This window comes from Promicromonospora sp. NPDC023987, from assembly GCF_040639055.1.
Classification (GTDB): Bacteria; Actinomycetota; Actinomycetes; order Actinomycetales; family Cellulomonadaceae; genus Promicromonospora.
This window is the reverse complement of record NZ_JBEZZF010000066.1, coordinates 1-26,285: the sequence shown is the minus strand read 5'-3', so window position 1 is coordinate 26,285 and position 26,285 is coordinate 1. Positions and strand designations below refer to the sequence as shown.

Sequence of the window (26,285 nt, the reverse complement as noted above, 5' to 3'; positions counted from 1 at the left end):
GCGCTCAGTCCCGCTGACCAGTCAGACACACAGGTCACCCTAGTGACCCACGCTTCGGACAACCCGGTGAGGGACGGCGGTGGGCGCGGTGGTGTGGGACTGGCAACGTTTCGAAGCGCCTCGCGGTCTCGACCGGGCGGCGCCCGGTAGCGTTGGGCCCATGCGCCTCCACGTCGTCGATCACCCCCTGGTCGCCCACAAGCTGACCGTCCTGAGGGACGAGACCACAGCCTCGCCCACCTTCCGCCTCCTGGTCGACGAGCTCGTCACGCTCCTGGCCTACGAGGCCACGCGTGACATCGCCACCGAGCCGCACGAGGTGAGGACGCCGGTCACCACCATGACGGGCACCCGCCTCGCGACCCCGCCGCCGCTCGTGGTGCCGATCCTCCGCGCCGGCCTGGGCATGCTCGACGGCATGAGCCGGCTGCTCCCGACGGCGGAGGTCGGGTTCCTCGGCCTGGTGCGGGACGAGGAGACGTTCAAGGCCGTCACGTACGCCAACCGCCTGCCCGACGACCTGACGGGGCGCCACGTCTTCCTCATCGACCCGATGCTCGCCACCGGTGGCACGCTGGTCGCGGCCATCGACTACGTGCTCGAGCGCGGCGCCCGCGAGGTCACGGCGGTCTGCCTGCTCGCGGCCCCCGAGGGCATCAAGGCGCTCGAGGAGCACGTGGGCGACCGCCTCAACCTGTCCGTCGTCGTCGCCGCGGTCGACGAGCGCCTCGACGAGCGGGCTTACATCGTGCCCGGTCTGGGCGACGCGGGTGACCGCCTGTACGGCATCGTCTAGAGCCGGAACGGCGCTGCGGGCGCAGGCGCCACGGGTGTCACCTGCGCCGGAGGCGTCACGCGCCGTCGGCGGTCGGGTCGCCGCAGACCTCGAACCACGGCCACTGCGGTAGCCGCGCGTCGGCCGCGGAGGCCGCAGCGGTCGCGGTCGGCGCCGGCGCCGGCTCGCACACGTTGCCCAAGCACGTCTTGCCCTCGACCAGGAACGCACGCTCCACCGTGTGTCCGCGGCCTTCCAGCTGACGGACGAGCCGCACCGTGACGCTGCCCTCGCGGCTGATCGCGGTGTCTCGGGTGAGCTCGAGGGTCGTGGCCTGTCCCGCGACGACCTTCTGTGGAGCCCCGGCCTCGCCGCTGCTGTCGCGGATCAGCACGCCCGTCCAGTTGTGAGCGGTCACGTTGTTCACCGTCGCCATGAGGCGCACACGCTGGTCGGTGCACTGTGCCGCGGTACTGACCGCCACCGCCTCGGGCCAGGTGACCTCGGCGCAGGACTCGAACGAGACGGGCATCGTGTCCAGCGTCTTGCCTCCCGCCGTCAGGGTGGCTGTCTCGGTACCCCAGACGACCGGAAACTCGATCACCTTCACTTCTCCGGCGGGCACGGTCCTGGTCACGTCGCCCACGTGGAACCGGACGGGAAGCGTCGACTTGGTGTTGTCGGCGGTGAAGCTGAACGTCCGCACCGAGTGGTCCCGCTCGACGTCGAACTCACAGACTCCTGCGGCCACCGGCGCGTCACCGCTCGCCGGCGAGATCGTCGCCCCGCCATGGTGTGCCGTCGGGTTGGTCTTGGGCACGACCGGACCGGCGGGCCGGTCACCGTCCGAGTCCACCGCGTCCCGCGAGAGACGGAACACGACGTCTCCCTCGGCCAGATGCGACCGGCCCGTGTTTACGTTGAAGCTCACGGTGCCGCCCGGTGACACCGGAAGGGCCGGGGACTTCATGGTGGTGTCGCCCACGGGGACGACCATGACGGCGGTCAGCGACTCGTCCGACGTGTTGGTCACCTTCCCCTGCACGCCCACGGCACCGGCCGCGTTGTACGTCTCCGCACTCGTCTCGGTGGTCCACGACGGCGAGTAGCAGTCCGCTCCCTTGTGGTCACCCGCCGGCACCCGCGTCGTGTAGGTCTTCCCGTCCACGACGGTGGCGAGCACGAAGGCCGCCTGGCCGGCCGGGGCCCGCATGCCGTCGTGCAGCGTCAGCTGGGTGGACTCACCAGGGGCCACGTCCTTGCCCGAGGACGCCTTGCTACCGGCTGCCTCCAGCGCGACACGCACCGGGCGCTCGGTCGTGTTGGTGTAGGTGCCGGACACGACGGCATCGGCCGTACCGGCTCCCCCCTCCACGAGGCAGGAGGCACTCACGACGCCTGTGCCGGTGCCGGCGTTCGCCCAGGCGGACGTCGCGGCCAGCGTGGCCGAGGCGGAGTGTGCGTTGCCCTGGGGGACGACCGGGCGGAGGTTCACGGCGCCCAGCACCGTGGGCTCTGCCGACGACACGTCGTCCGCCATCGTGATGTTCAGCATGGTGTCGAGAGTGACGCCCGGCTCCAACGCCGTGACCGTCCCGGGCAGGAGCGCGCAGAGCCAGCCGTGCGGCGACTTCCCGGGCGCACACGACAGCTCGGGCTGCGTCTTGGTGGGCTTGACGCCGTCGGGCAGCGTCACCTCGACCGCCCAGTCGGCCGGCACCGAGCGGTCGCCCGTGCTGGTGACCCGGACCGGAAGTGCGGCGATACCCGGGCTCGCGAGCGAGACGTTAGCGCTCGCCGCGGACAGCTCGGGGCCGAACGGCGCCACCGTGCGGCCCGGAAGATTGATCGAGTAGCGCCCCATACCGTCGGCCCAGACCTCGGCTCCTACGGGGTAGTCGCCGCCGGAGTTGGCCTGCACGGGCACCTGGACGTGATGCTCCTGCCCCGGTGCGAGCTCGCCGAGCGAGCAGAGCAGCACGTTCGTCTGTTCCGTCGGCGTGCAGGCGGCCGGGCCGCCCTCCGGGATCTGCCCCACGGCGGGAGGTGCGCTGGGCGACGAGCTCGGCGTGGCCTGCGTCTCGCCGTCGGAGGCGGCGCCGGCCTCGGTGCTGCCTCCGACGGCCTCGGTGCTGCCGTCGGCCTCCGACGCGGATGCGCTCGCACTGGGAGTGCCCGAGCCGTCGCCGGTCCCGGTGGCAGCGGCGTCCACGCCCTCGGCGCCCGTGCCCCCGGTGCCCGTACCCCCGGCGGCGGTGCCCTCGGTCGGCTCGACCGAGCTCACCAGCCGGCTGCCGACCCCCGTGCCGAACGGCCCGTCCGGCCGGGTCACGGTGAGCCCGTTGGAAAGCGTGATCTCCAGCTGCGTGCCGGTCGCCGCGGTGTCGCCGGTGTTCCTGACCGTGAGCGCCAGGTACTGGGGCTGCCGCGGGGCCAACGGCTTCGAGGCGTCCGTGTACTCGACGGCGAGATACGAGACGCTCGTGCTCTCACCGGGCTCGATGTCGGTCGGCAGGACGGGCTGCTTGTCGTTGATGTCCTCGGCGCCCGGCAGCTCGCGACCGTCCGTCGTCGTGATCACCTGGTCCGCGAGCACCGGCTCGGCGTCGGCCGGTGCGGCGATCTGCAGCGCCGCGACCATGGTGACGGCGGCGACGGCAAGCGCGCCGGCCGCCACGCTGCCGCCCGTGGCGGCCGCAGCGGCGGAGGCGACAGCGCCGGCGGTCGCCGATACGGCTGACGACACGGCGCCGGAGAGCGTGCTGGTCGAGGCAGCGCCCACCGTCGCGGTGGCCGTCGGCGCGCCGCTGACGGCCGCGCCGGCCCCGGCCTTCGCCGCGACGAACAGGCCACCGATCGGCGCACCGGCCCCGACGAGAGCGAGGCCACCCGCGCCGAGCACCAACGGGGCGATGACTGTCTTCATACCGTGCGCGACGTCGTGCAGCTCCAGCACGAGGGCGCTGCAGGTACCGCAGGTCGCGAGGTGGTCGTCGATCTTCGCGGTCTCGCGCTTGGACAGGCTGTCGCGCACGTACCCGCCGAGCAGCGGGTTCACCGTGCGGCAGGTGTCCGACGGCGCGTGCGTCAGGTGCTGCTGCAGGTACCCGGCACGCAGCGCTTCCTTGGCCCGGTAGAGCAGGGCGGAGACGCCGTTGGGGCTGAGGCCCAGCACCGGCGCGACCTGTGCTGGCTTCAGGTCGTCGACGAGGACGTACCAGAGCACCTCGCGCCAGCGCTCGGGCAGCTCGAAGTAGGCCCTGGAGACCACGCTGCGCTCGAAGCCGGCGAGCGCAGGATCTTCCTCCGACGCGACCCGGCCGAGCACCGACTCGATCTCGTCGTCCGTGCTGGGGCGTGTGCGTGCCGCGCCGCGGGACACGTCGAACGACCGGTGGCGCACCACGGTGTACAGGTACGGACGGAATCCGGCGTCGGGCCCGGCACCACGCCGGAGCATCTCGAACAGCTTGCTGAAGGCGTCTGCCACGACGTCGTCGGCGTCCGCAGATGAGACGTACTGCCGCGCGAGCGCGCGCGCTGCCCCGGCGTGCCGCTCGTAGAGCATGCCAAAAGCGTCGCGGTCACCTGACCTGACCTGCAGGATCAGTTCCGCGTCACTCGGGGTTCCCCCCGTGCTGCTCTCGGCTTGCTTCACGTCTACCCAGACTGTCGGCCGTGTCCTGCCAAAGACTATAGATCCACACCGCGATTCTAGGGGCTAAAAAAACATTTCCCGGGTGAGCGGCGGGTGAAGTGCGGTACACCACAGCGGAAGGTGCGTCATGATTGGTCCTCGTGAGGGTTCCTTCATCATGAGCGAGTCACAGCAGGAGGCGCGGGTGCGTGTGCATGACCTGCGTGAGCGGTGGCGCGCTACCAGCTTGGCTTCGGTCTGGATCCGACCGAACGACTGGGAGCACCCGGCCGCAGAAGCGCTTGCCGAGGCACTGGCTGAGGGCCGCGGCGTGATCGCGCCCGCAGAACGGCTGGGAGCGGCACGGGCCGCGGTGGGGGCTGGCATCACCGAGGCACTGGACGACGTCGCCTGCCTCTACGCCGCGTTCGGCCGTCCTACCGACGTCGGTGCGCTGCGCTCCGCGGCGATCGGCTGGGTCGGCGAGCGCGAGCGCATGCCGTATCAGGCAGCCACGTACGACCCGTCGACCGGACTGCCGACGGGCGAGTACCTGGGCGAGCGGCTGCGCGAGACCTACGGCACGGCGCAGCGCGGCGGAACCACCGCGGGAGCCTCCCACTGCCTGCTCGTGCTCGACGTCGGCCTGGACAGTCTCGACACATGGCAGCGGCTCGCGCGCTCCGCCGCGATCGGCCGCACGCTGCACCAGGTCTTCGGCGAAGGCCATCCCATGGCCGCGGTCGACGACGGCACTTTCGTGGTGCTGTGCGAGCGCGGCCCGACGACCGCCGAGCTCGGCCAGTCGCTGCGCCGCGTCGTGGAGCGCAACGCCGAGGTGCTCGGCCTCATCACGGAGGTGCGCCGGCCGACCCGGGTCTGGGTCGAGCGACTGCCGGGGACGCACGACGACGCGTTGTTGCTGCTCGACCACCTGGCTCGCTGAGGTTCTCCGGACCCGCTGAGCCCCCCGAACCCGCACAGCAGGAGCGCCCGCTCGATGTCGAGCAGGCGCTCTGCCTCGTCACGGGCCGATTCGTACCCGACCCGGTCAGCCTTCCCGGAAGGTGAGGCAGTCGGCGTGCCCCGGTTCCTCCGGGCCGGCGCCCACCCGGATCGACGGGGCGCTGCACTCCAGGTTGTCGTTGTGCAGGCACTCCCCACGCTGGCAGGCACCGACGTGGGCGATGACCTTCTCGAGGCCGCCCTTGGTGCTCAGCGGGATGAACGTGGCGCAGGAGGCGTCGCCCCGGTGCCCGGCGATGGTGACGGCGCCTGCGTGGCAGCCGTGGTCGTGGTTGTAGCCGCAGCCGTCGATCGAGCACTCGGCGACCTCAGGCATTTCCATCAGCGTGCTCATGGCTCACTCCTCGCGTGGGGCGCTGGGACTTCTCCGATAGGCCGATCCTATTCCGGAAATGCAGAACCCGTAGAGCAAGGAATGCCTAACCTATTTTCTGCGACGCATTCTCGATTAACGAAAGAATTGCGTTGCCGAAATTGCGCCCGCGACGTGAGCACTCACCCTTCGCGGCGGGGGGCCGGTCGCCAGAGCACCACCGCACCGCCACCGACGGCGCGACGCTCGAGGTCGACCCGCGTCGCCGCGCTGCGGACCCGCTGGCCGCGCTGGACCACCACGACGTCGCCGGCATCCGGGCCGGCGGCGAACACACGGCCTTCCTCCTGGACCCGCATCAACAGGTCACCGAGGCGCTCCTCCAGCACGGAGACGTGGGCCTCCAGGTCGAGGATGCGCTTGATCCCCGCGAGGTTGATGCCCTCGACCTGCGCGAGCCGCTGCACCTGCAGCAGGCGCGCCACGTCCCGGCGTGAGTACCGGCGACCCCTGCCACGGGTGCGCCGAGGCACCACCAGACCGAGGCGGTCGTACTGCCGCAACGTCTGCGGGTGCATGCCCGCGAGGTCGGCGGCCTTGGAGACGGTGAGCACGGGCGCGTCGTCGTCGACCATGTGCTCCTCTCCCTGTCTCGTTTCGCTTCGCTCTGCGTGCGGGCAGGTTAACCGACCGCGGCGCGGTGGGACATATGCCCCACCGCGCCGATGGCTATTCCGCCGCCCGCTCGGCCAGCCCGGCGCGCACGTCCTCGCCGTCGCTCTCGGCGGCAAACGTCTCGAGCGCCTGCTTTGCCTTTCTACTGAGCTTCTGCGGCACGACCACCTGCACACTCACGAGCAGGTCGCCGTTCGCAGCCGCCGTCTGCACGCCGCGCCCCTTGACGCGGAGCACCCTGCCCGACGGCGTGCCCGCCGGCACCTTCAGCCGTACGGTCGCGCCGTCGAGGGTCGGCACCTTCAGGGTGGTGCCGAGAGCCGCCTCGGCGAAGGTGACGGGCACGGTCATGCGCAGGTCGAGCCCGTCGAGGGTCCAGACCGGGTGGGGCGCCACGTGCACGGTGACCACCAGGTCGCCTGCCGTGCCACCGCCGACGCCAGGCTTGCCCTTGCCACGGAGGCGGAGCTTCTTGCCGTCGTTGATGCCCGGGGGGACCCGGGCCGTGATGGTGCGGCCGTTGACCTCCAGCTCAGCGGTCGTGCCCTCGACTGCCGCGCGGAACGGCAAGGTGACCTGCGCGACGATGTCGGCGCCCTGGGTCGGCGCGGTGAACCCGGTAGGGCCTGCTGACCCGTAGCCGGGCCTCGCACCACCGAACATCGAGCCGAGGATGTCCTCGAATCCCGGGCCCGCGTTACCGCCCTGCGAGTACCGGACACGGGGCCCGCCCCGGCCGGCCGGGCCCTGGCCGCCACCGAACATGGCGCCCATGATGTCCTCGAAGCCACCGGCACCGGCGCCGCCGGGCCCCGCGGAGAAGCGTGCACCGCCCGCCATGGCACGCACGGCGTCGTACTGGCGGCGCTGCTCCGCGTCGGACAGCACCGCGTAGGCCTCACCGATCTCCTTGAACCTGGTCTCCGCGGACGCGTTGCCCTGGTTCTGATCGGGGTGATACTGGCGCGCCAGCTTGCGGTAGGCCTTCTTGATGGCCGCGTCGTCGGCGTCCTTTGGTACGCCCAGCACGGCGTAGAAGTCCTTCTCCATCCAGTCCTGACCGGTCATGGCACCTCCTTCCGCGTCGATACCGGTGGTCGAGCTCGTCGAGACCTGGGTCTCGACGAACTCGACCACCGAGCGATCACTCCGGTCCGACGACGCCCACTCGTGCCGCCCGGACCACCTTGTCGCCGATCTTGTACCCCGGCTCCACCACGAGGTTCACCGTGGCTGCCGTCGCGTCAGCGGAGGTCGAGTGCATGAGCGCCTCGTGCAGGGTGGGGTCGAACTCCTCCCCCACCTTGCCGAACCGCTCGACACCGAACTTCTGCAGGCTCTGGTCGACCTTCTCCGCGATCGCCGCCATGGGACCGCTCAGCTCGCCGTGCTGCTTCGCGCGCTCGATGTCGTCGAGCACGGGCATCAGCGCGACCAGCACGTCCTGCACACCCCGGTCCCGTGCGGCGTCCTGATCACGCAGCGCCCGGTTGCGGTAGTTCGTGAAGCTGGCCCGCTCACGCTGCAGCGCGTCCAGGTGATCCGCGGCCTCGGCCTGTGCCTTGAGCACGGCCGCGGCCTCGGCCGCGTCGCCGGACGGCTCGAAGTCGAGCCCCTCCAGCGGATCGCCGGAGGCGGCCGACTGCGCGGGGGTCTCGACAGGCTCGACCCCCGGGGCAGGCTCGACCTCCGGGGCAGGCTCGACCTCCGGGGCGGGCTCGCCAGCAGCCTCGTCCGGTGCGCCGGGCTCGGTCGGCCGGCTCTGGTCGCCGGAGTTGTTCACCTTGCGCTTGTCCCTGAAATGGAAGGGCTGATCTCCCGAGCCATCCGGCTCAGGGGGTCCCTGCGGATTCTCTTCGGTCACTTGCGCTCGTCCTCGTCGTCCACGATCTCGGCGTCGACGACGTCCTCCTCAGGAGCCGCCTGCGCGTTCGCTGTCTGCGGGCCGCCCTCGGCACCCTGCGCCGCGGGCTGCTCGGCGGAGTACAGAGCCTCGCCGATCTTCTGCGAGGACGCACCGAGCTTCTCGTACGCGGTCTTCACGGCCTCGGAGTCCTCGCCCTCGAGCGCGGACTTGACCGCGGCGATGTCGGTCTCGACCTCGGTGACGACCTCGGCCGGCAGCTTGTCGCGGTTGTCCGCGATCTGCTTCTCCATGGAGTACGCGAAGGTCTCGGCCTGGTTGCGGGTGTCCGCGTCCTCGCGCCGCTTCTTGTCCTCCTCGGCGTGCGTCTCGGCGTCCTTGACCATGCGGTCGATGTCCTCCTTGGGGAGGGCCGAACCGCCGGTGATCTTCATCGACTGCTCCATGCCCGTGCCACGGTCCTTGGCGGACACGTGCACGATGCCGTTCGCGTCGATGTCGAACGTGACCTCGATCTGCGGCACACCGCGCGGAGCCGGTGCGATGCCGGTGAGCTCGAACACGCCCAACGGCTTGTTGTCGCGCGTGAACTCGCGCTCACCCTGGAACACCTGGATCGCCACGGACGGCTGGTTGTCGTCCGCCGTGGAGAAGACCTCGCTGCGCTTGGTCGGGATGGCCGTGTTGCGCTCGATGAGCTTGGTCATCACGCCACCCTTGGTCTCGATACCGAGGGACAGCGGGGTGACGTCGATCAGCAGGACGTCCTTGCGGTCACCGGTGATGACGCCGGCCTGCAGGGCCGCGCCGACGGCGACGACCTCGTCCGGGTTCACACCCTTGTTGGGCTCGCGGCCGCCGGTGAGTTCCTTGATGACCTCGGTCACGGCGGGCATGCGGGTGGAGCCACCCACGAGCACGACGTGGTCGATGTCGGAGACGGAGATGCCCGCGTCGCGGATCACCGCGTGGAACGGAGCCTTGGTGCGGTCGATGAGGTCCTGCGTCATCTGCTGGAACTGAGCGCGCGTGAGCTTCTCGTCCAGGTGGATGGGGCCGTTCTCGCTCATCGACAGGTACTGCATCGAGATGTTGGTGCTCGTCGAGGACGAGAGCTCCTTCTTGGCCTGCTCGGAGGCCTCGCGGAGCCGCTGCAGCGCGATCTTGTCCTTCGACAGGTCGACGCCCGAGGAGTTCTTCACCTGCTTGATGAGGTGCTCCACGACGCGGGAGTCCCAGTCGTCACCACCGAGGCGGTTGTCACCGGAGGTGGCGCGCACCTGGATGGTCGAGAAGTCGTCCTCGTCCTTGCCCACCTCGAGCAGGGAGACGTCGAACGTACCGCCACCGAGGTCGAAGACGAGGATGAGCTCGTCCTCCTTGCCCTTGTCGAGGCCGTAGGCGAGCGCCGCCGCCGTCGGCTCGTTGACGATGCGCTTGACGTCGAGGCCGGCGATCTGGCCGGCGTCCTTCGTGGCCTGGCGCTCGGCGTCGTTGAAGTACGCCGGGACGGTGATGACGGCCTCGGTGACGGGCTCGCCGAGGTACTCCTCGGCGTCGCGCTTGAGCTTGCCGAGGATCCGGGCCGAGATCTCCTGCGCCGTGTACTTCTTGTCGTCGATGTCCTGCGACCAGTCGGTGCCCATGTGGCGCTTGACCGAGGAGATGGTGCGGTCGACGTTGGTGACCGCCTGACGCTTGGCGACCTCACCCACGAGGACCTCGCCGGTCTTGGAGAACGCGACCACCGAGGGGGTGGTCCGCGAGCCCTCCGCGTTGGCGATGACGGTGGGCTCCCCGCCCTCGAGGACGGTCACCACCGAGTTCGTGGTTCCGAGGTCGATACCTACTGAGCGTGCCATGTTGCTGCCTTCCTACGACAGGTTGAGTCTGCTGCACTCAACTTAAACGGGAGATCGCGAGGAAGCAAGCCCGCACCTCCAAAGTTGAGCCTGCTTCACTCAACCTCCACCGGCCCCGGATGGTTCCCGTCGCGGGAGAACAGACCGGCGCCGGGATTATGGTGTTCGCCATGCCCTTCGAGATCGCCCTGACCGACGACGTCACGCTGCGCGAGCTGACCAAGGACGACGCGGTGGCACTCGCCCACGGCTACGCCCGCAACCGCGAGCACCTCGCGCCGTGGGACCCCGCGCGGCCCGAGGAGTTCTACACGGAGGAGTGGCACAAGGAACGCCTCTGGGCGCAGGTCCTGGAGAACTCGACGGGCCGCGCACTGCACACGGTGCTCGAGGCCGACGGCGAGATCGTGGGCCGGCTGAACCTCACCGACATCGTGCGCGGCGCCTTCCAGAACGGGCACGTCGGCTACTGGCTCGACACCCGGTTCACCGGCCGGGGCCTGATGACCCGCGCCATCGAAGCGCTCGTGGTCCACGCCCGGGACGAGCTGGGCCTGCATCGTCTCCAGGCGGCAACGCTCCCGCACAACGAGGCGTCGCAGGCCGTGCTGACCCGGCTCGGCTTCGAGCGGATCGGCTTCGCGCCCAGCTATCTGAAGATCGGCGGGCAGTGGCAGGACCACATCCTGTTCCAGCTGATCCTGCACAGCTGAGGACACCCGGCTGAGGACACCCGGCCGTCCGGGGCCGGCCAGGCCGCCCCGACACCCTGCGGCGCGACACGCCGCCGTCGGCCCTGTTTCGCCCCTGTCAACAGGCGCGACGCTCTGACCTGCGGTACACAAGGGTGCACGACCGAGGCCACAGGGGGTGGGGCGTCGGACGAGTACCCCGCGGGCCTGCCCGCGGGTGCCTGATGCCCGGGAACCCCGGGCCCCGACGGGGGGAGACCACCATGGCAAGCATCCACGGAAGCTCGTTGTCGATCGCGCTCCTGACAGCTCTGCTCGATCCCGAGGAAGACGGCCTCAGATCGCCTCACGTCCAGGACCTGCTGCAGGAGGCCCTCGAGACGCGCGAGGACGCACGCGACGTGATCGTCGCGCTGCTCGCCTCGTCCGGCTCGATGCTGCGGCAGATCAGCTACCACAACGAGCAGGAACCGCTCGAGTCCCTGCAGAAGGTGGCCCTGGGCTTCCAGCGCAAGGTGGTCCAGCTGCCCAGCTGAGTCAGCGCGCGGTCCGCTCCGCCACCGACTCGGCGTCCCGCAGCAGGCGCAGCGCGTTACCGCTGGTCAGCTTGCCAAGGTCGGCATCGGACCAGCCGTTGTCCGCGAGCGCCGCGAGCAGGCGGGGGTAGCCCGTCACGTCCTCCAGCCCTTCGGGCAGGGTGGGGGTCCCGTCGTAGTCCCCGCCGAGTCCCACGTGGTCGACGCCGGCGACCTCGCGGACGTGCTCGACGTGCGCGACGACGTCGGACAGCGTGGTGCGGGGCTGGGGGTGCCTGGCCCGCCACTCGGCGATGAAGGGCTCGAAGGCCCCGAGGTCGGTGTTCTTGATGCCCTGGGCCGCTGCTGCCTCCGCGCCGGTCGCACGCCACTCGGCGACCGCGGGCGAGACGAACTGCGGCACGAACGTCACCATGCAGACGCCGCCGTTGGTCGCGAGGGCGCCCAGGACGTCGTCGGGCACGTTGCGGGGGACGTCGCAGACGGCGCGGGCGCTGGAGTGGCTGAAGACGACCGGGGCCGAGGTGACGCGCAGGGCGTGGCGCATGGTGCCGGCGGAGGTGTGCGAGAGGTCCACGAGCATGCCGAGGCGGTTCATCTCGCGCACGACGTCCTCGCCGAACGGGGAGAGCCCGCCCAGCACCTCGTCGTCGGTGGCCGAGTCGGCCCACGGCACGTTGTCGTTGTGCGTGAGAGTCATGTAGCGCACGCCGAGCGCGTAGAGCATGCGCAGCACGGCCAAGGACTCGTCGATGGAGTGGCCGCCCTCGGCACCCATGAGGGAGGCGATCCGCCCGTCCGCCCACGCCTGTTCGACGTCGGCGGCGGTGAGGGCGAGCCGGAGCGTGTCCGGGTACCGCTCGGCCATGCGGTGCACGCAGTCGATCTGTTCGAGCGTCGCTGTGACCGCCGCCCCGCCCTGGAGCCGTGAGGGTACGTAGACGGACCAGAACTGGGCACCGACACCACCCTCGCGCAGCCGCGGCAGGTCGGTGTGGGTGGTGGTGAGCCGCTGCGCGATGTCTACGGCGGAGAGGTCGTAGGCCGACTGTTCGCGCAGCTCCCACGGGAGGTCGTTGTGCCCGTCCCAGACGGGGTGCTTCTCGAGGAGTGCCGCGATGCGGTCGGCGGTGGTCTCGGCCGTTGTCATGGAGCGACGCTACCGCGCGCCCTGGAGACGACGGCGCGCCGGGCGCGCAGGGTCTCCCCCGCACGCCCGGCGCTCCGGCGACAGCTCAGCCGATCCGCTGCCACGCGCAGCCGGCGGTCGCGAAACCGTACGCGGTGTCGGGCAACGTGATGGTCGTGGGCTCAGTCACCTCTTCGCTGCTGATCACCGCGGACTCGCCGTAGAAGCCCTCGTAGAAGGTGTACCTGCACGGTGTGTCCGCGTCGACCGGACCGGTGGTGGAGTACGCGCCGCGGTTGAGATGGTCGCCGAGGACGTAGGTGCCGTCCGCGGCAGTCGAGTCGCTCCTCTTGACCATCCCTGGGTAGTACTTGATCCAGATGCCGCAGGCCTCGTTCGTCCAGACGGCGTGGTCGGTGGGCAGAATCGTGAACATGCGCTGGCCAGAACCGACGTCCCGGGCGAGCTCCGTCCCGGCAGAACCCTGGCGCCCCCAGACGCACTCGCCGGAGCCCGCCTGCGCGATGTAGGTCGTCGCGATCACGCCACGCTCCTCCGCCCCCACGTAGAACGACTCGTCCTTCCCGTCGTCCTTCCACCGCGCGGCCGACGCGAGCACCTCGCTGGTCGGCGCGCTGCGCCGCAGCGTGGTGCCCCAGCCCGCCCGGTAGGTGCGCACCGTAACGGTGATCTCCTTCTTGTAGTCGCTTCCCGTCGGCCGGTACCTCGACTTCGTGGCCCCGGAGATCGGCCGGCCGTCCGCGTACCACTGGAAGGAGAACGACGACGGCGTGGGCGACCAGGTGCCGCGCGTGGCCGTGAGGGTGGAACCCACGCGCTTGGTGCCCGAGATCACCGGGTTCGGAGACTTCGAGTACGCGCCCCCGACCCTCGCACCCGCGGACGTGACCGACCTGTCCCTGTACCCGGGCTCCTTCAGGGTCACGCCGACCGTGATGATGTGACCCCTCCACTCGGGTCTCATGGTCAGCGTGCGCTTCGTCGCGCCCCGGATGTACTGCCCGTCGAGCCTCCACCGGTAGGAGACGGAGTCAGGCGTGGGGAAGGACGGCGGCCGGGAGACGGTCAGCGTGGCACCGGGCGTCGCACGGCCGAGGATCACCGGCCGCGGCTGGGAGATGTCCCCCCGGGAGACAAAGCTTGTGCGCCCGCTGGTCCGGCTCACCGGAAGGTAGCCCTCCCGGGAGCCATCGAGCCGGACGGTGAGCCTCTTGGCGTGGTGCGCCGCGGTCGGGGTGAAGGCGAACTCGGTCGCGCCGCTGATCGGCACGCCGTCCGCGAACCACTGATAGGTGAAGGTGGTGCCGGAGGTCCACGTACCCGCGTGCGCCTTGGACGTCTTGCCCACCTGGGCGCCGCCGACGATCCTCGGGGTCGACGACTCCAGTGGGACGTCGGCGGACGTCTCCGCGCTGGTCACGGTGGTCGGGGTGCGGCCGTCGGCGTTCCCGTCGGGGTCGGGCGCGGCGACGGCGGCCGCGGGCGTCACGAGGAGCGTCAGAGCGGCGGCCGAGGCCAGGGCTCTGGAGAGACGCCGTGTGAGTGGGTGCATGGCTACTCCCGGGGCTGGGGCGCCCGGGGTGCCAGGCGCGCTGGACCTGCGCTCGGCAGGACTCTTGTCAAGAACGTAGCCCTCTCAGCCGGTCAAGATCCCCGAAAGTCCGAAGAGTTCACCCGGGCGACGGCTCAGCCGATGCGCTTCCAGCTGCAGCCGCTGGTCTCGAAGCCCTTGGCGGAGGACGGCATCGTGACGGTCGTGGCCTCCGCCACGGTGCCGCGGCTGATCACCCCGTCCTGGCCGTAGAAGCCCTTGTAGAAGGTGTACGTGCACGACGTGTCCGCGTCGACCGGACCGGTGGTGGAGTACACACCACGCTCGAGGTGGTCGCCGAGGACATAGACGCCGTTCGCGGCGGTCGAAGCGCTCGGCCTGGCCATCCCGGGGTAGTACTTGATCCAGATGCCGCAGCTCTCGCTCGCCCAGACGCTGTCATCGGTGCCCACCACCGTGAACAGGCGCTGGCCCGCTCCGACGCTGTGGCCGAGCATCTCGGTAGGGGACTGGCGCCCCCATTCGCACCCGGCCGAGCCCGCCTGCGCGATGTAGGTCGTCGCAGGCACGCTGTCCGGCCCCACCAACCAAGCCTGCTCGTCATCACCCCTCCACCGCACGGCCGACGCGAGCACCTCGCTGGTCGCCGCACTGCGCCGCAGCGTGGTGCCCCAGCCCGCCCGGTAGGTGCGCACCGTAACGGTGATCTCCTTCTTGTAGTCGCTTCCCGTCGGCCGGTACCTCGACGTGGTGGCCCCCGAGATCGGCCGGCCGTCCGCGTACCACTGGAACGAGAACGACGACGGCGTGGGCGACCAGGTACCGCGCGTGGCCGTGAGGGTGGAACCCACGCGCTTGGTGCCGGAGATCACGGGGTTCGGGGACTTCGAGTACGCGCCCCCGACCCTCGCACTCGCGGACGTGACGGACTTGGTCGTGTACCCGGACTTCTGCACGGTCGCGCCGACCGTGATGAGGTGGCCCCTCCACGCGGACCTCATGGTCAGCGTGCGCTTCGTCGCGCCCCGGATGTACTGCCCGTCGAGCCTCCACCGGTAGGAGACGGAGTCGGGCGAGGAGACCGACGGCGGCCGGGAGACGGTCAGCGTGGCGCCAGGCGTCGCACGGCCGATGATCACCGGCCGCGCCTGGGAGATCACCCCCGCGGCTACGGCGGACGTGGCCCCACTGATCCGGCTCGCCGCGTTGTACCCGGCGCGGGAACCGAAGATCCGGACCGTGAGCGTCTTGCCGCGCTGCGTGGCGGTGGGCGTGAAGGTGAACCCGGTGGCGCCTCGGATAACGGTCCCGTCGGCGTACCACCGGTAGGTGAACCGGGTACCCGACGTCCACGAGCCCGCGAGCGCCCGGAGCGTGGAGCCCACACGGACGGTGCCGTCGATCCTTGGGGTCGACGCCGCCAAGGTGCCGACCGTGATCTCGGGCGTCTTGACGCTGGTCGTGGAGGTGGGCGTGTGGCCGCCGGCAGAGCCGACCACGGTGACCGACAGCTCAGCACCGAGATCGGCGCCGTCCGGGGTGTAGGTCGACTTCCTCGCACCCGCGATCATGTCGCCGTCCCTGCGCCACTGGTAGGTGAATGCCGCGGCGGGGCTCCAGGGGGCGACCGAAGCGGTCAGGGGCTTGCCTACCTGATGTTCGCCGGAGATGGTCGGCGTGGTCGTCGCGTCGAACGTCGACTCCTGCGCGAGCTCGTAAGCCGCAAGGACGTCGAGCTTGCCCTCGCCCCACACGTTGTTGTCGTCGGCGGCACCGCCGCACGACGTGTCGTTCACATCTCGCGCCGTTCCGTCCAGGATGGCGCGGGTCGCCTGGACGTTGCCGACCAGCTCCGGGTCGGCGCTCCACAGCAGTGCGACGGCGCCGGCGACGTGCGGGGCGGCCATCGACGTGCCGCTCAGGTAGTCCGACCCTTCGCCTGGCAGAGCTGACAGGATGCCGGCGCCCGGTGCGGCGATGTCCGGCTTGACCGTGCCGCTCTGCCCCGGGCCGCGCGAGGAGAAGTCGGCGATCACCCCGCCCTCGGCGAACGCGCCGACCGCATAGTTGACGGTCCGGGAAGCCGGGGAGCCGGCCGCCTCGCACCCGAACCCACCCGCGTTCCCGTTGGCGAACGTGGCGAAGATACCGGCGGCCTCCCAGGCCGTGACGATGTCCTCCATGAACGGGTCCGTCGAGAAGTCCGCACCCCACGAGTTGTTCACCACGTGGGGCCGCTTCGTCGTGTCCGGAACCGGGTCGGCCGAGTCCTGGTCGTAGGGGGCCAGGATCCACTCACCGGAAGCGATCAGGTCCTCGTCCGCCCATCCGTCGGCGCCACCCGCTGCAGCGATCCACTCGGCACCGGGCGCGACGCCGACGGGCCGGTCGACGACACCGACCCGGACGCTGCCGCCGACCATGGTGCCCATGGTGTGCGTGCCGTGGCCGTCCGCGTCGTGGGGGTCAGGTCGCCCGTCGACCGAGAAGAAGTTGTAGGCGTCAGGATCGGCCGCACCCGCGCCGCGGTACTGCCCGGACAGAGCGGTGTGGCTGCCGTCGACTCCGGTGTCGATGTTCGCCACCACGATGCCCTCGCCGGTGATGCCTCTGCTCCACAGGTCGTCCGCATTGATCGCGGTGAGTCCCCAGACCGGGCTCTCCGCGGCGGAGGGCGCGACACTCGTCTCCGGCTGCGCGGCCACCTCGACCGGCTCCGGCGCCTCGTAGTGCGCGGTCGGGCGGATCTCCAGGACGTCGGCGTCGGCCGCGAGGTCGGTGGCCAGGCCGAGCGAGCCGTCCTCCACGAGGATGGCGTTGGTGGCCCAGTACGACGTGTACTCGGTACCTGATGCCTCCAGCTCCGCGATCGCCTGCTCCTGGGAGGCCTCGGCCGCCGCGACGAGCGTGTCGTACACGTACTTGCCGCGCTCCGACCAGCTGGTGATCGCGCCCGCCGCGTCCAGGTCCGGCGAGTCTGCGAAGCGCAGCCAGAAGCTCGTGTCGCCGGGGGCGGCGAAGGCCCGCTTGGCGGCGGGGGTGATCTTGTCCGCTGGCTCGGCGGCGTGCTGCGCCGGCTCGACACCGCTGCCGTCCAGAGCGTTGGGAACCGGGATGGGAACAGGAGCCGGTTCAGGAGCGGCGAACGCCGTGCCCGGTACTGCCAGAAGTGCTAGCACGGTGGCCGAGGCCAGAGTTCTGGTGCGACGTCGGGTGCGAGGATGCATTGGTTCTCCAGGCTGGGGCGCTCCCAGGATGTCGGGGCGCACTGGACCTGCACTGGGCAGGGATGTGGCGCGAAAGTACCGCTCCCAAACAGACAAAAGCCCAGAAACTCCAAGAACTCACCCGGGTGATTCTCAGATCTCATGGCGCCCGCGAAGGCACTCGAACCGCTACGTCAGATCCGGCCGCGCAACCTGTCGATATCGCGCCGCTCCCGCTTGGTCGGGCGCCCCGTCCCGCGGTCGCGCAGCCCAACGGCCTCCCGCTCGACGCGCGTCGGCAGGGCCGGGCTGTGGTCCAGGTACGCCTTGGCCGCTATCGGGGCGCCCACTCGCTTGAGCAGCAGCTCCACCACCTCGACGTCCCGGTCCCGCAGTGGGTCGCGCCACGTCACGCGATCACCGACGGCGACGGACGCCGACGCCTTCGCGACCTTGCCGTTGATGCGGACGCGCCCGCTGCGGCACAGGTCGGCCGCGACCGACCGGCTCTTGGTCAGCCGCACCGCCCATAGCCAGACATCGATGCGCATCGGCCCATCCTCTCACCGCCCCAACCCGTTGAGTGCTGGGTATTTGCGCCGTAGCGGCCGCGAGACGCGCAAATACCCAGCACTCAACGAGCCTGGGTCAGGTTGTGGCTCTGACCCACCTGGCGTCCGCCGTCGTTATCTCGTGCACGTCGCCCGTGATCACTACCGTCCGGCGGGCCGCCTGCGCGGCGACGTGGGCGGTGCCGTCCGGCGCGTCGTTCGGCTCGTTCAGGTCGGCGATACCCTCCGCCACCACTCTGACAACGCTGTCGGCCGCGTGCGCGCCGACCCACACCTCGACGTCACCGGGCTCGACCACACGCACCATCCTGCGGTCGGTGAACGCGAACCGAGCGGTCGGCACGTCGAACGTGACGGTCGTCGACTCCCCCGGCGCCAGCGTGACCCGGTGGTAGCCGAGCAGCTGCGCCGTGGGCCGCGCGACGGACCCCACCACGTCGTGGCCGTACAGCTGCACGACGTCGGAGCCGGCCACCGCACCGGTGTTCGTCACCGTCACGACGACGTCGAACCTGCCGCCCGCCTCGACGGACGGGTCGACGGAGACCAGCTCGTGCGCGAACGTCGTGTACGACAGCCCGAACCCGAAGGTACGCAGCGGTGCCGAGTCGGTAGCCGTCACCTCCGACGTGCCGCCCAGGATCGGGTGCAGGTAGGAGTACGGCTGCGAACCCGTGGAGCGCGGGAGCGACACGGGAAGCCGCCCGGAGGGGTTCACCCGGCCGGAGATCACGCCGGCGAGCGCGGTGCCGCCCTCCTCGCCGGGGAAGAAGGACTGGAGCACGGCGCCGGGCCGCGCGGCCCCGTCGTCCGAGGGGTCGAGCGCCCAGCCCACCGCGTACGGACGGCCGGTGATCAGCACCATGACGACCGGCTTGCCAGCGGCGAGCACCGCCTCGACGAGCTCCCGCTGGACCCCTGGCAGCTCCAGCGACTCGCTGTCGTTGCCCTCGCCCACGGTGCCCCGGCCGAACAGCCCGGCCTGGTCACCCACCACGACCACCGCAACGTCGGCCGCCGCGGCGGCGGCGACGGCCTCGGGGAACCCGGAGGTGTCGTCCCCCTCGACGGCGCAGCCCTCCGCGAACGTGAGCTCGGGAGCCGGCAGGCCCGCCCGGTCGAACTCCGTGGCCAGCGCGTCGGCGACGGACGGGATCTCGAACCCGGCCGGGACGCCCGGGAAGTGCGCGAGCACATGGTTCGGGAACGAGTAGCAGCCCATCAGCGCCTCGGGTCGGGCAGCGTTGGGCCCGATCACCGCCACACGGGCCGGCTTGTCGTGCCACGAGCCGAGCGGCAGCACGCCGTCGTTCGAGAGCAGGACCACCGACTCCTCGGCGAGACGCCGGGCGATGTCGCGGTGCGCGGGCGAGTCCAGGTCGACGACGGCGGGCGGCGCGTCCTCGAACGCGTCCGGCTCGAGCAGACCGAGCTCCTCCTTCTGCTTGAGCGCGCGCAGCACCGACCGGTCCACGATCTCGACCGGCACGGTCCCGTCGATGACGAGCGCGGCGAGCGGCTCGAGATAGGCGTCGCCCGACGGCAGCTCGATGTCGACGCCCGCTTCGAGCGCCGCAGCGGCAGCCGCACCCCGGTCGGCCGCGATGGCATGCATGACGTTCAGGAACGCGACGCCGAAGTAGTCGGCGACCACCACGCCGTCGAACCCCCACTTCTCGCGGAGCAGGTCCGTGAGGTACTCGCCCGACGAGTGCATGGGTACGCCGTCGACATCGTTGTACGACGCCATGACGCTACGCACCCCGCCGTCGAGCACCGCCATCTCGAACGGCGGGAGGTAGACGTCGGCGATCTCGCGCGGGCCCGCGCTCACCGGGGCGTGGTTGCGACCCGCCTTGGACCCGGAGTAGGCGACGAAGTGCTTGAGCGTCGCGTGGACGCCGGCGCCCTGGATCCCACGGACGTAGGCGGTGCCGACCGTGCCGACGAGGTACGGGTCCTCGCCGATGCACTCGTCGACGCGCCCCCAGCGGGGGTCACGGACGACGTCGAGCACGGGCGCCAGACCCTGGTGGACCCCGAGCTCGCGCATCGACTCGCCGATGACGCGGCCCATGTCGGCCACGAGGTCCGGGTCGAACGACGCCCCCCACGCGAGCGGCGTCGGGAAGGTCGCCGCCTGCCAGGCCGCGAGGCCCGTGAGGCACTCCTCGTGGACCAGGGCTGGGATCCCGAGGCGCGTCTCGCGCTTCAGCCGCCGCTGCTCGCCCCAGAGCCACGCGGCCCGCTCGACCGGGTCGACCGGCCGCGTGCCGTACACGCGGGTGTAGTGCCCCAGGCCGTGCTTCGTGGTCTCCTGGAGCGAGCTGGAGCCCTGGCCGCCGGCCATCTCGCCCTGCATCGGTGCCACGACGTTGCCGCCCTGGTCCAGCCAGTACCCGACCAGCTGTGCCAGCTTCTCTTCGAGAGTCATCTGTGCGTGCAGCGCGCGCACGCGCTCCGACACCTCGGGCATCGCCCGGGTTGCCACCGGCAGCTCCGTCATTGAAATCCTTTCTCAACCTGCTTGTCAGCCCTGCTGGATACGTGGTCCGCCCGGAGCGGGACCCCCTGCGCGACGGCCGCGCTCTGCTCAGCCCTTGACGGCCCCGGTGAGCCCGCCGACGATGCGCTTCTGCATGGCGAGGAAGAACACCAGGGCGGGGATCATGGCGAGCGTCGTGAAGGCGAACACGCCCGCCGTGTCCGACGCGTACTCCGACGAGTAGTCGGCGACGCCGAGCGGCAGCGTCCGCATGTCCGACTGCAGCAGGAGCAGCGGCAGCAGGTACGCGTTCCACGACCCGACGAAGGCGAGCACGCCGACCGTCACCATCCCTGGGCCGGACAGCGGCAGCAGGATGCGCCAGAAGAAGCCGATCCGGGACGTCCCGTCGAGCTGTGCCGCCTCCTCGAGCTCCTTCGGGAGCGCGGCCAGGAACGGCCGGAGGATCACGACGGTCACGGGCAGGGCGAACGCGGCCTGCGGCAGCGCGACGCCGATCCACGTGTTCCCCAGCTGCAGGTTCTGCGTGATGAGGATGAACAGCGGGACGATGGCCACGGTCGCAGGAAACAGCAGGCCCACCACGAAGACCATGAACAGCCCCTCGCGGCCCTTGAACTCGTACCGGGCCAGCGGGTAGGCGGCCATCACGCCGAACACCACGGTGATCGCCGTGGTCAGCACTGCGACGATCGTCGAGTTGAGCGCGTACTGCCAGAAGCTGGCACCGGTCAGGACACTGACGTAGTTGTCGAGCACCCAGGGTCCCGGCAGGCCGGCCGGGTTATCGGCGATCTGGGCGTTGGTGCGGAACCCGCCCAGCACGCCGTAGAGCACCGGCCCCAGGGTGAGCGCGACGACCACGAGGGAGATCGCGTAGACGAGCGGGCTGCCGCCCCCGAAGGAACGGCCCTTCCCGGTCCGGCCATGGGTACTGGGGGCGCGCATCAGGACGTGCCTGTTCGAAGCGCTCACCGGATCACCTTTCTCGTCTTCTTCTTCCGCGTCACCACGTCGGGCCGCGTGTCCCGGCTCAGGACCAGCTGCTGGTAGAGGACGGCCATGACGAGCGCGATGACGAACAGGATCACGGAGGCGGCCCCCGCGATACCGAAGTTCTGGCTCTGGGTGCCCTCGTTGATGAGGTAGGTCGCCATCGTGGTCGTGGAGTTGGCCGGGCCACCGCCGGTCAGGATCCACACCATGTCGAAGAGCTGGAGCGAGCCGATCATCGAAAGGAACGCCCAGGTCCGCATGGTCGGGCCGAGCAGCGGGACGGTGATCCTGCGCTGCACCTGCCACCAGGTGGCACCGTCGAGCTGCGCCGCCTCGTAGAGCTCCTCCGGCACGCTCTGCAGGCCGGCGAGGAACAGGATCACGGCCAGGCCGAGGTACTTCCAGGTGAGCACCACGAGCACGGTGCCCAGCGCGAGGTCCGGGTCACCGAGCCAGCCCTGCTCCGGGGCTTCCAGCCCGACGGAACCGAGCAGGTTGTCGATGACGCCGTACTGCGGCTGCAACAGCTGGAACCAGACCACGCCCGCGATGACCTCGGCCAGCACGTACGGCACGAAGATGATCGTGCGCAGGAGGCCCTGACCCCACATCTTGCGGTTGAGCAGCAACGCGATGGCCAGGCCCAGCGGGAGCTGCACCACGATCGAGCCGCCGACGATGATCAGGTTGTGGATCACCGCGTCGACGAAGACGTCGTCGTTCAGCACCGTCAGGTAGTTCCGCAGGCCGACGAAGTCGGTCAGCGGGCCGAATCCCTTCCAGCGGAACACCGAGAGCTGGACCGCCGTGATGATCGGCCAGATCACAAAGAGTGCGAACAGCGCCAGGGCGGGCGTGACGAAGAACGCGATCTCGAGGCGCTTGCGCCACGCCGAGCGAAGCCTGTCCCGGTTCGCCCTGTCCCGGGCCGCCCCGGCAGGGCTCCCCCCGTCACGGCTGACCTTGTCGCGCCCGACCCTGGCTGCTGTCGAGGTCACCGGCTCACTGCTCCGCTTCGGCCGCGGCCTGGATGGCGTCGACGACGTCCTGCGGGCCCGCCTCGCCGGCGAACATGAGGGCGATCTCGTCGTTCATGGCGCCGCCGACGGACTGGCCGAGTCGGGTGTCCAGGTAGAGCTGGGTCACGCCACCGCCGTCCCGCACCGGGATCAGCTGCGCGAGGGTCTCGTTCGAGAGCGAACCGGTCGCCTCTGGATTGGTCGGCAGGCCCATGTCGCGCTCGGCGAAGCCCTGCTGGACCTCGTCCGTGAGGAGGTAGTTGGCGAACTCGACCGCCACGTCGGGCGCCGCGGACGAGACCGACCAGGCGTCGCCGCCGCCCATCTGGTCGACGGGGTCGCCGCCCTGGCCCTCGAACGTCGGGAACGCGAACCAGCCGAGGAAGTCGGGCACCTTGCCGTCCGCGGTGAGGTCGCTGGTGGTCGTGGGCTCCCAGTGGCCGGCGAGCTCCATCCCGACCTTGCCGGTCGCGAGCAGGCCGGAGGCCGACGTCGGACCGGTCTGCGCCGGGGTGGTGAGGAAGCCCCTGTTGAAGGGCTCCTGCGCGAGGATGTCCTCGACGTGCTCGCCCGCCTTGATGAAGCACGGGTCGGAGTAGTCGGCGCTGTCGATCGCGGCCTCGACCGTCTCGTACGGGCACTCCCGGACCACGCCGTAGTACCAGTAGTGCGCGGCCGGCCACTTGTCGCCGGCGCCGACGGACAGCGGGGTGGCCCCGGAGTCCTTCAGCTTCTCGACGTAGCCGTTGAACTCCTCGATGGTCGGGCTCGGCGACACCTCGGTGATGCCGGCGTCCTCGAAGATCTCCTTGTTGTACCAGAAGCCGACGAGGCCGATGGAGTAGGGCAGCGCGTAGACCTTGTCGTCCACCGTGTACTGGTCGGTGAAGTTCGAGATCGTGCTGATCGTGTCGGCGGAGTCCTCGGTGAGGTCACGCACGAGGCCGGCCTCGACCTCGGCGGCGAGCTCGCCGCCGCCGCGGCTCATGTAGACGTCCGGGATCTGCTCGTCGTCGCCGGACTGGAACGCCGCCTGGAGCTTGGTCAGCATGTCCTGGTGCTCCATGGCCTCGATGTTCACCGTGGCACCGGTCTCGGCCTCGAAGTCGGCGGCAACCTGGGCGTAGTACTCCTCGCCGTCACCACCGTTCGAGTTGTGCCACCAGGTGAACTCCTGCGCCTCGGCGTTCTCGTTGGAGTCGCCGCCGTCCGGGCCGGAGCCGGACCCGACACAGCCGGACACGAGCAGAGCGACGGTGCTGCCGAGCGCGACCAGTGCCGCTCCGCGCATATTCCTCATCATTGTGGAACCCCTTGTAAGTCGTCATCGACGGTCGGCAGGAGGCTGCCGGTTGACGGACGACAGGTCCGTCAGTCAGGACTCTGGCAGCCGGTCGCAGGTTTCGTCAATCGGTTTCGATATCGATTTCGAAACAGTAGGGCCCACCAGACACACGTGGTTGCCCGGGGTACTCTCACTTCCGTGCACAGTGGGACAGGCTCACCCGGGTCCACCGCCGGACCGGGTGACAGCGTGACGAGCAGTCCGGAGCCCCCGGAATCCTTCGCCACCCAGGAACGTGCGACCGGCCGCGCCACCATCACCGACGTCGCCCGTGTCGCCGGCGTCTCCGTCGCCACCGTGTCGAAGGTCGTCAACGGGCGGTACGGCGTGGCGGCGGCCACCGCGGAGCGGGTGCTCGGAGTCGTCGCCGACCTCGGCTACGAGTCGTCCCTCGTCGCACGCAGCCTGCGCCGACGGCAGACGAACGTGATCGGCGTGCTCGTCGCCGAGTTCGAGCCGTTCAGCACGGAGCTCCTCAAGGGCATCTCCGCCGCCATCGACGGCACCGGCTACGAGCTGCTCGCCTACTGCGGCGACGCCGGCCGGACTGACCACGTGGGCTGGGAGCGCCGCTCGCTGTCGCGCCTCGCCGGCACCCTGATCGACGGCGTGGTGATCGTCACGCCAACGCTCGCCCTCCCGGTGCACGAGGGCGTCCCCATCGTCGCCATCGACCCGCACACCGGTCCCACCGGGCCGGCCACCGTGGACTCCGACAACCTGGCCGGCGCGCGCACCGCCACCGAGCATCTCATCGCCCTCGGCCACACCCGCATCGGCTACCTGGGCGGACGCTCCGACCTGGAGTCGGCCCGCCTGCGCGAGCTGGGTTTCGTCGAGGCGATGACAGCCGCCGGCCTCACGCCGGACCCGAGCCTGGTGCTCGAGGGCGGGTACCGCCCGGACCGGTCCGACCGCCCCACGCACGACCTGCTCGAACGGGCCGACCGGCCGACCGCCGTCTTCGCCGCGAACGACCTGTCGGCCATCCACGTCATCCAGGTGGCCCAGGAGCTGGGGCTGCGCGTCCCGGAGGACCTGTCGGTCATCGGGTTCGACGACGTCCCCGAGGCCGCCGGGTCGACCCCGCCCCTGACGACCATCGCCCAGTCCCTGCACGAGATGGGCGCCGCGGCGCTCCGCATGGTCATCGCGATGCTCGAGTCGGGCACCACCGCCAGCAAGCACACCCGCCTGCCCACCCGGCTCGTCGAGCGCGCGAGCACGGCTCCCCCGCCGAAATAACCTCGCCGCCCGACGGCAGGCCGGGCACCCTGGTGGGATGAGCTCCCCCACCGGCCACGCACCGGAGCAGACGTCGTGGCGCGTCCTCGAGGTGGCGCCCGTCCCGTCGGTCGACCACCCCGACGCCTGGGCGTACCACGGCATCTCCGCCGTCGAGCGGGCCACCGAGATCGCGAACCTTGGGTACGACGACCTCGCCCGCCCCGCGCACCAGCTCGTCAGCGGGATGCTGCACCAGGAGTACTCGCACAAGCAGCGGTTCGTCGCGGTCCTGGACCGGCCCGACGGCGGTGCGCCGACCGCCGACGACGTCGTCGGCTTCGGGTTCCTCGCGATGACCCGCAAGGAAAACACGCACACCGCGGACGTCCACGTGGGGGTGCACCCGGACCACCGGCGTCGGGGCATCGGCACCGCCCTCGCTGCGCTGGCCGAGGAGGCCGCGGCCGACGCCGGGCGGACCACGTTCTTCGGCTGGTCGTCGGCGCCGCGCGAGGCCGCCGCCGACGAGGACGCGCTGGTGCCCGCCACCGGCGTCGGCCGCCTTCCAGCCGACACGGCAGGGGTCCGGTTCGCGCTCGACCGTGGGTACGCCGTCGAGCAGATGGAGCGGAGGTCGCGGCTCGACCTGCCGGTGGAGCCCGACCGGCTGGCGGCCTTCGAGACGGAGGCGCGCGCGAAGGCCGGTGACGACTACCGGACGCACACGTGGGAAGGCATCCCCGAGGAGTGGCACGAGGGATACGCCCACCTCATGACCCGGATGACGACGGACGTGCCGCAGGGCGGGCTCGACTTCGGCGAGGAGACGTGGGACGCCGAGCGGGTGGGCGTCTACCTCGAGGAGCGCGCCGCCAGCGGCCAGCGCCTGCTGACCACGCTGGTGGAGCACGTCCCCTCCGGCGAGATCGCGGGCGGCACCTCGTTCTTGCTGCAGGACGGCAGGCCGGCGTTCGTGTTCCAGGAGGAGACGATCGCGCTGAAGTCCCACCGCGGGCACCGGCTCGGGATGCTCGTCAAGGCGGTGAACCTGCGCGAGCTGGCCGCCCGGTACCCGCAGACGGAGCGCGTGCACACGTTCAACGCCGAGGAGAACACGCACATGCTTGGCATCAACGTTGCCCTGGGCTTCCGCCCGTCGGGCGCGGAGGCAGCCCTGCAGAAGCGCCTCTGACCAGTTGGTCCGCCCCACCGCGCCACGCGTTGCTTGCTTCGGTCGCTTGACCTGAGATCGGTCCAAGCGTGGTAGAGGGGAAGATTTAACAGAGGCGACAAAAAATATAAAGAAATGAAGGCAAACAAAAAAACAAACGC

At 70.5% G+C, this 26,285-nt stretch carries 20 protein-coding genes; 6 read left to right on the top strand and 14 right to left on the bottom strand.

The window, feature by feature from the left end:
- The first annotated feature begins 160 nt into the window (after positions 1-160).
- Positions 161-796: a uracil phosphoribosyltransferase gene (gene upp / locus AB0F40_RS22465; protein WP_357472886.1), complete on the top strand. Its 636-nt coding sequence runs from the start codon at positions 161-163 to the stop codon at positions 794-796.
- 55 nt (positions 797-851) lie between these two features.
- Here the strand turns inward: upp and AB0F40_RS22460 are convergent, their stop codons facing one another.
- Positions 852-4,343, bottom strand: coding sequence for a sigma-70 family RNA polymerase sigma factor (locus AB0F40_RS22460; protein WP_357472883.1), 3,492 nt, complete (start codon positions 4,341-4,343; stop codon positions 852-854).
- Positions 4,344-4,590: 247 nt separating this feature from the next.
- On the opposite strand from AB0F40_RS22460, the gene AB0F40_RS22455 reads away from it, so the two are divergent.
- Positions 4,591-5,358 (top strand): hypothetical protein, encoded by a 768-nt coding sequence (locus tag AB0F40_RS22455; protein ID WP_357472880.1) that lies wholly within the window; start codon positions 4,591-4,593, stop codon positions 5,356-5,358.
- Between the two features lie 105 nt (positions 5,359-5,463).
- On the opposite strand, the gene AB0F40_RS22450 is transcribed toward AB0F40_RS22455, so the two are convergent.
- From AB0F40_RS22450 to dnaK, 5 genes are all read right to left on the bottom strand, one after another.
- Positions 5,464-5,772: a DUF1540 domain-containing protein gene (locus AB0F40_RS22450; RefSeq protein WP_357472877.1), complete on the bottom strand. Its 309-nt coding sequence runs from the start codon at positions 5,770-5,772 to the stop codon at positions 5,464-5,466.
- Between the two features lie 161 nt (positions 5,773-5,933).
- The gene (locus AB0F40_RS22445) at positions 5,934-6,386 is read right to left on the bottom strand and encodes a MerR family transcriptional regulator (RefSeq protein ID WP_357472874.1); all 453 of its coding nucleotides are present in this window, start codon (positions 6,384-6,386) and stop codon (positions 5,934-5,936) included.
- Between the two features lie 94 nt (positions 6,387-6,480).
- Positions 6,481-7,494 carry a DnaJ C-terminal domain-containing protein gene (locus tag AB0F40_RS22440; protein WP_357472872.1) on the bottom strand — a complete coding sequence of 338 codons (1,014 nt, stop codon included), beginning with the start codon at positions 7,492-7,494 and terminating at the stop codon, positions 6,481-6,483.
- 76 nt (positions 7,495-7,570) lie between these two features.
- Entirely contained in the window at positions 7,571-8,290 is a 720-nt protein-coding gene (gene grpE, locus AB0F40_RS22435; RefSeq protein ID WP_357472869.1) for a nucleotide exchange factor GrpE, read from the bottom strand.
- Positions 8,287-10,152 carry a molecular chaperone DnaK gene (gene dnaK / locus AB0F40_RS22430; protein ID WP_357472866.1) on the bottom strand — a complete coding sequence of 622 codons (1,866 nt, stop codon included), beginning with the start codon at positions 10,150-10,152 and terminating at the stop codon, positions 8,287-8,289. The genes grpE and dnaK overlap by 4 nt, the downstream gene beginning before the upstream one ends.
- A 170-nt stretch (positions 10,153-10,322) precedes the next feature.
- Here dnaK and AB0F40_RS22425 point away from each other — a divergent pair, with 170 nt between their 5' ends.
- Entirely contained in the window at positions 10,323-10,865 is a 543-nt protein-coding gene (locus AB0F40_RS22425) for a GNAT family N-acetyltransferase (RefSeq protein WP_357472863.1), read from the top strand.
- A gap of 242 nt (positions 10,866-11,107) precedes the next feature.
- A complete protein-coding gene (locus tag AB0F40_RS22420) occupies positions 11,108-11,380 on the top strand; it encodes a hypothetical protein (protein WP_026366117.1) in 273 nt (90 codons plus the stop codon).
- Between the two features lies 1 nt (position 11,381).
- On the opposite strand, the gene AB0F40_RS22415 is transcribed toward AB0F40_RS22420, so the two are convergent.
- The 8 genes from AB0F40_RS22415 to AB0F40_RS22380 all read right to left on the bottom strand — a co-directional run bounded on the left by AB0F40_RS22415 (position 11,382) and on the right by AB0F40_RS22380 (position 23,672).
- Positions 11,382-12,530, bottom strand: coding sequence for a dipeptidase (locus AB0F40_RS22415; RefSeq protein ID WP_357472860.1), 1,149 nt, complete (start codon positions 12,528-12,530; stop codon positions 11,382-11,384).
- An 85-nt stretch (positions 12,531-12,615) separates the two neighbouring features.
- Positions 12,616-14,082 carry a hypothetical protein gene (locus tag AB0F40_RS22410; RefSeq protein ID WP_357472857.1) on the bottom strand — a complete coding sequence of 489 codons (1,467 nt, stop codon included), beginning with the start codon at positions 14,080-14,082 and terminating at the stop codon, positions 12,616-12,618.
- 134 nt (positions 14,083-14,216) lie between these two features.
- Positions 14,217-17,261, bottom strand: coding sequence for a S8 family serine peptidase (locus AB0F40_RS22405; RefSeq protein ID WP_357472854.1), 3,045 nt, complete (start codon positions 17,259-17,261; stop codon positions 14,217-14,219).
- A 221-nt stretch (positions 17,262-17,482) separates the two neighbouring features.
- On the bottom strand, positions 17,483-17,839 hold the full coding sequence (locus AB0F40_RS22400; RefSeq protein WP_357472852.1) for an RNA-binding S4 domain-containing protein: 357 nt from the start codon (positions 17,837-17,839) through the stop codon (positions 17,483-17,485).
- A gap of 97 nt (positions 17,840-17,936) precedes the next feature.
- On the bottom strand, positions 17,937-20,366 hold the full coding sequence (locus AB0F40_RS22395; RefSeq protein WP_357472849.1) for a glycoside hydrolase family 3 N-terminal domain-containing protein: 2,430 nt from the start codon (positions 20,364-20,366) through the stop codon (positions 17,937-17,939).
- A gap of 87 nt (positions 20,367-20,453) precedes the next feature.
- Complete coding sequence (locus AB0F40_RS22390; RefSeq protein ID WP_357472906.1) at positions 20,454-21,314, bottom strand: carbohydrate ABC transporter permease; 861 nt, start codon at positions 21,312-21,314, stop codon at positions 20,454-20,456.
- Positions 21,315-21,337: 23 nt separating this feature from the next.
- The gene (locus AB0F40_RS22385) at positions 21,338-22,360 is read right to left on the bottom strand and encodes a sugar ABC transporter permease (protein ID WP_357472846.1); all 1,023 of its coding nucleotides are present in this window, start codon (positions 22,358-22,360) and stop codon (positions 21,338-21,340) included.
- A gap of 4 nt (positions 22,361-22,364) precedes the next feature.
- Positions 22,365-23,672 (bottom strand): extracellular solute-binding protein, encoded by a 1,308-nt coding sequence (locus AB0F40_RS22380; protein WP_357472844.1) that lies wholly within the window; start codon positions 23,670-23,672, stop codon positions 22,365-22,367.
- A gap of 243 nt (positions 23,673-23,915) precedes the next feature.
- Here AB0F40_RS22380 and AB0F40_RS22375 point away from each other — a divergent pair, with 243 nt between their 5' ends.
- Entirely contained in the window at positions 23,916-24,971 is a 1,056-nt protein-coding gene (locus AB0F40_RS22375; RefSeq protein ID WP_357472841.1) for a LacI family DNA-binding transcriptional regulator, read from the top strand.
- Between the two features lie 37 nt (positions 24,972-25,008).
- A complete protein-coding gene (locus tag AB0F40_RS22370; RefSeq protein WP_357472837.1) occupies positions 25,009-26,145 on the top strand; it encodes a GNAT family N-acetyltransferase in 1,137 nt (378 codons plus the stop codon).
- Positions 26,146-26,285: the final 140 nt, after the last annotated feature.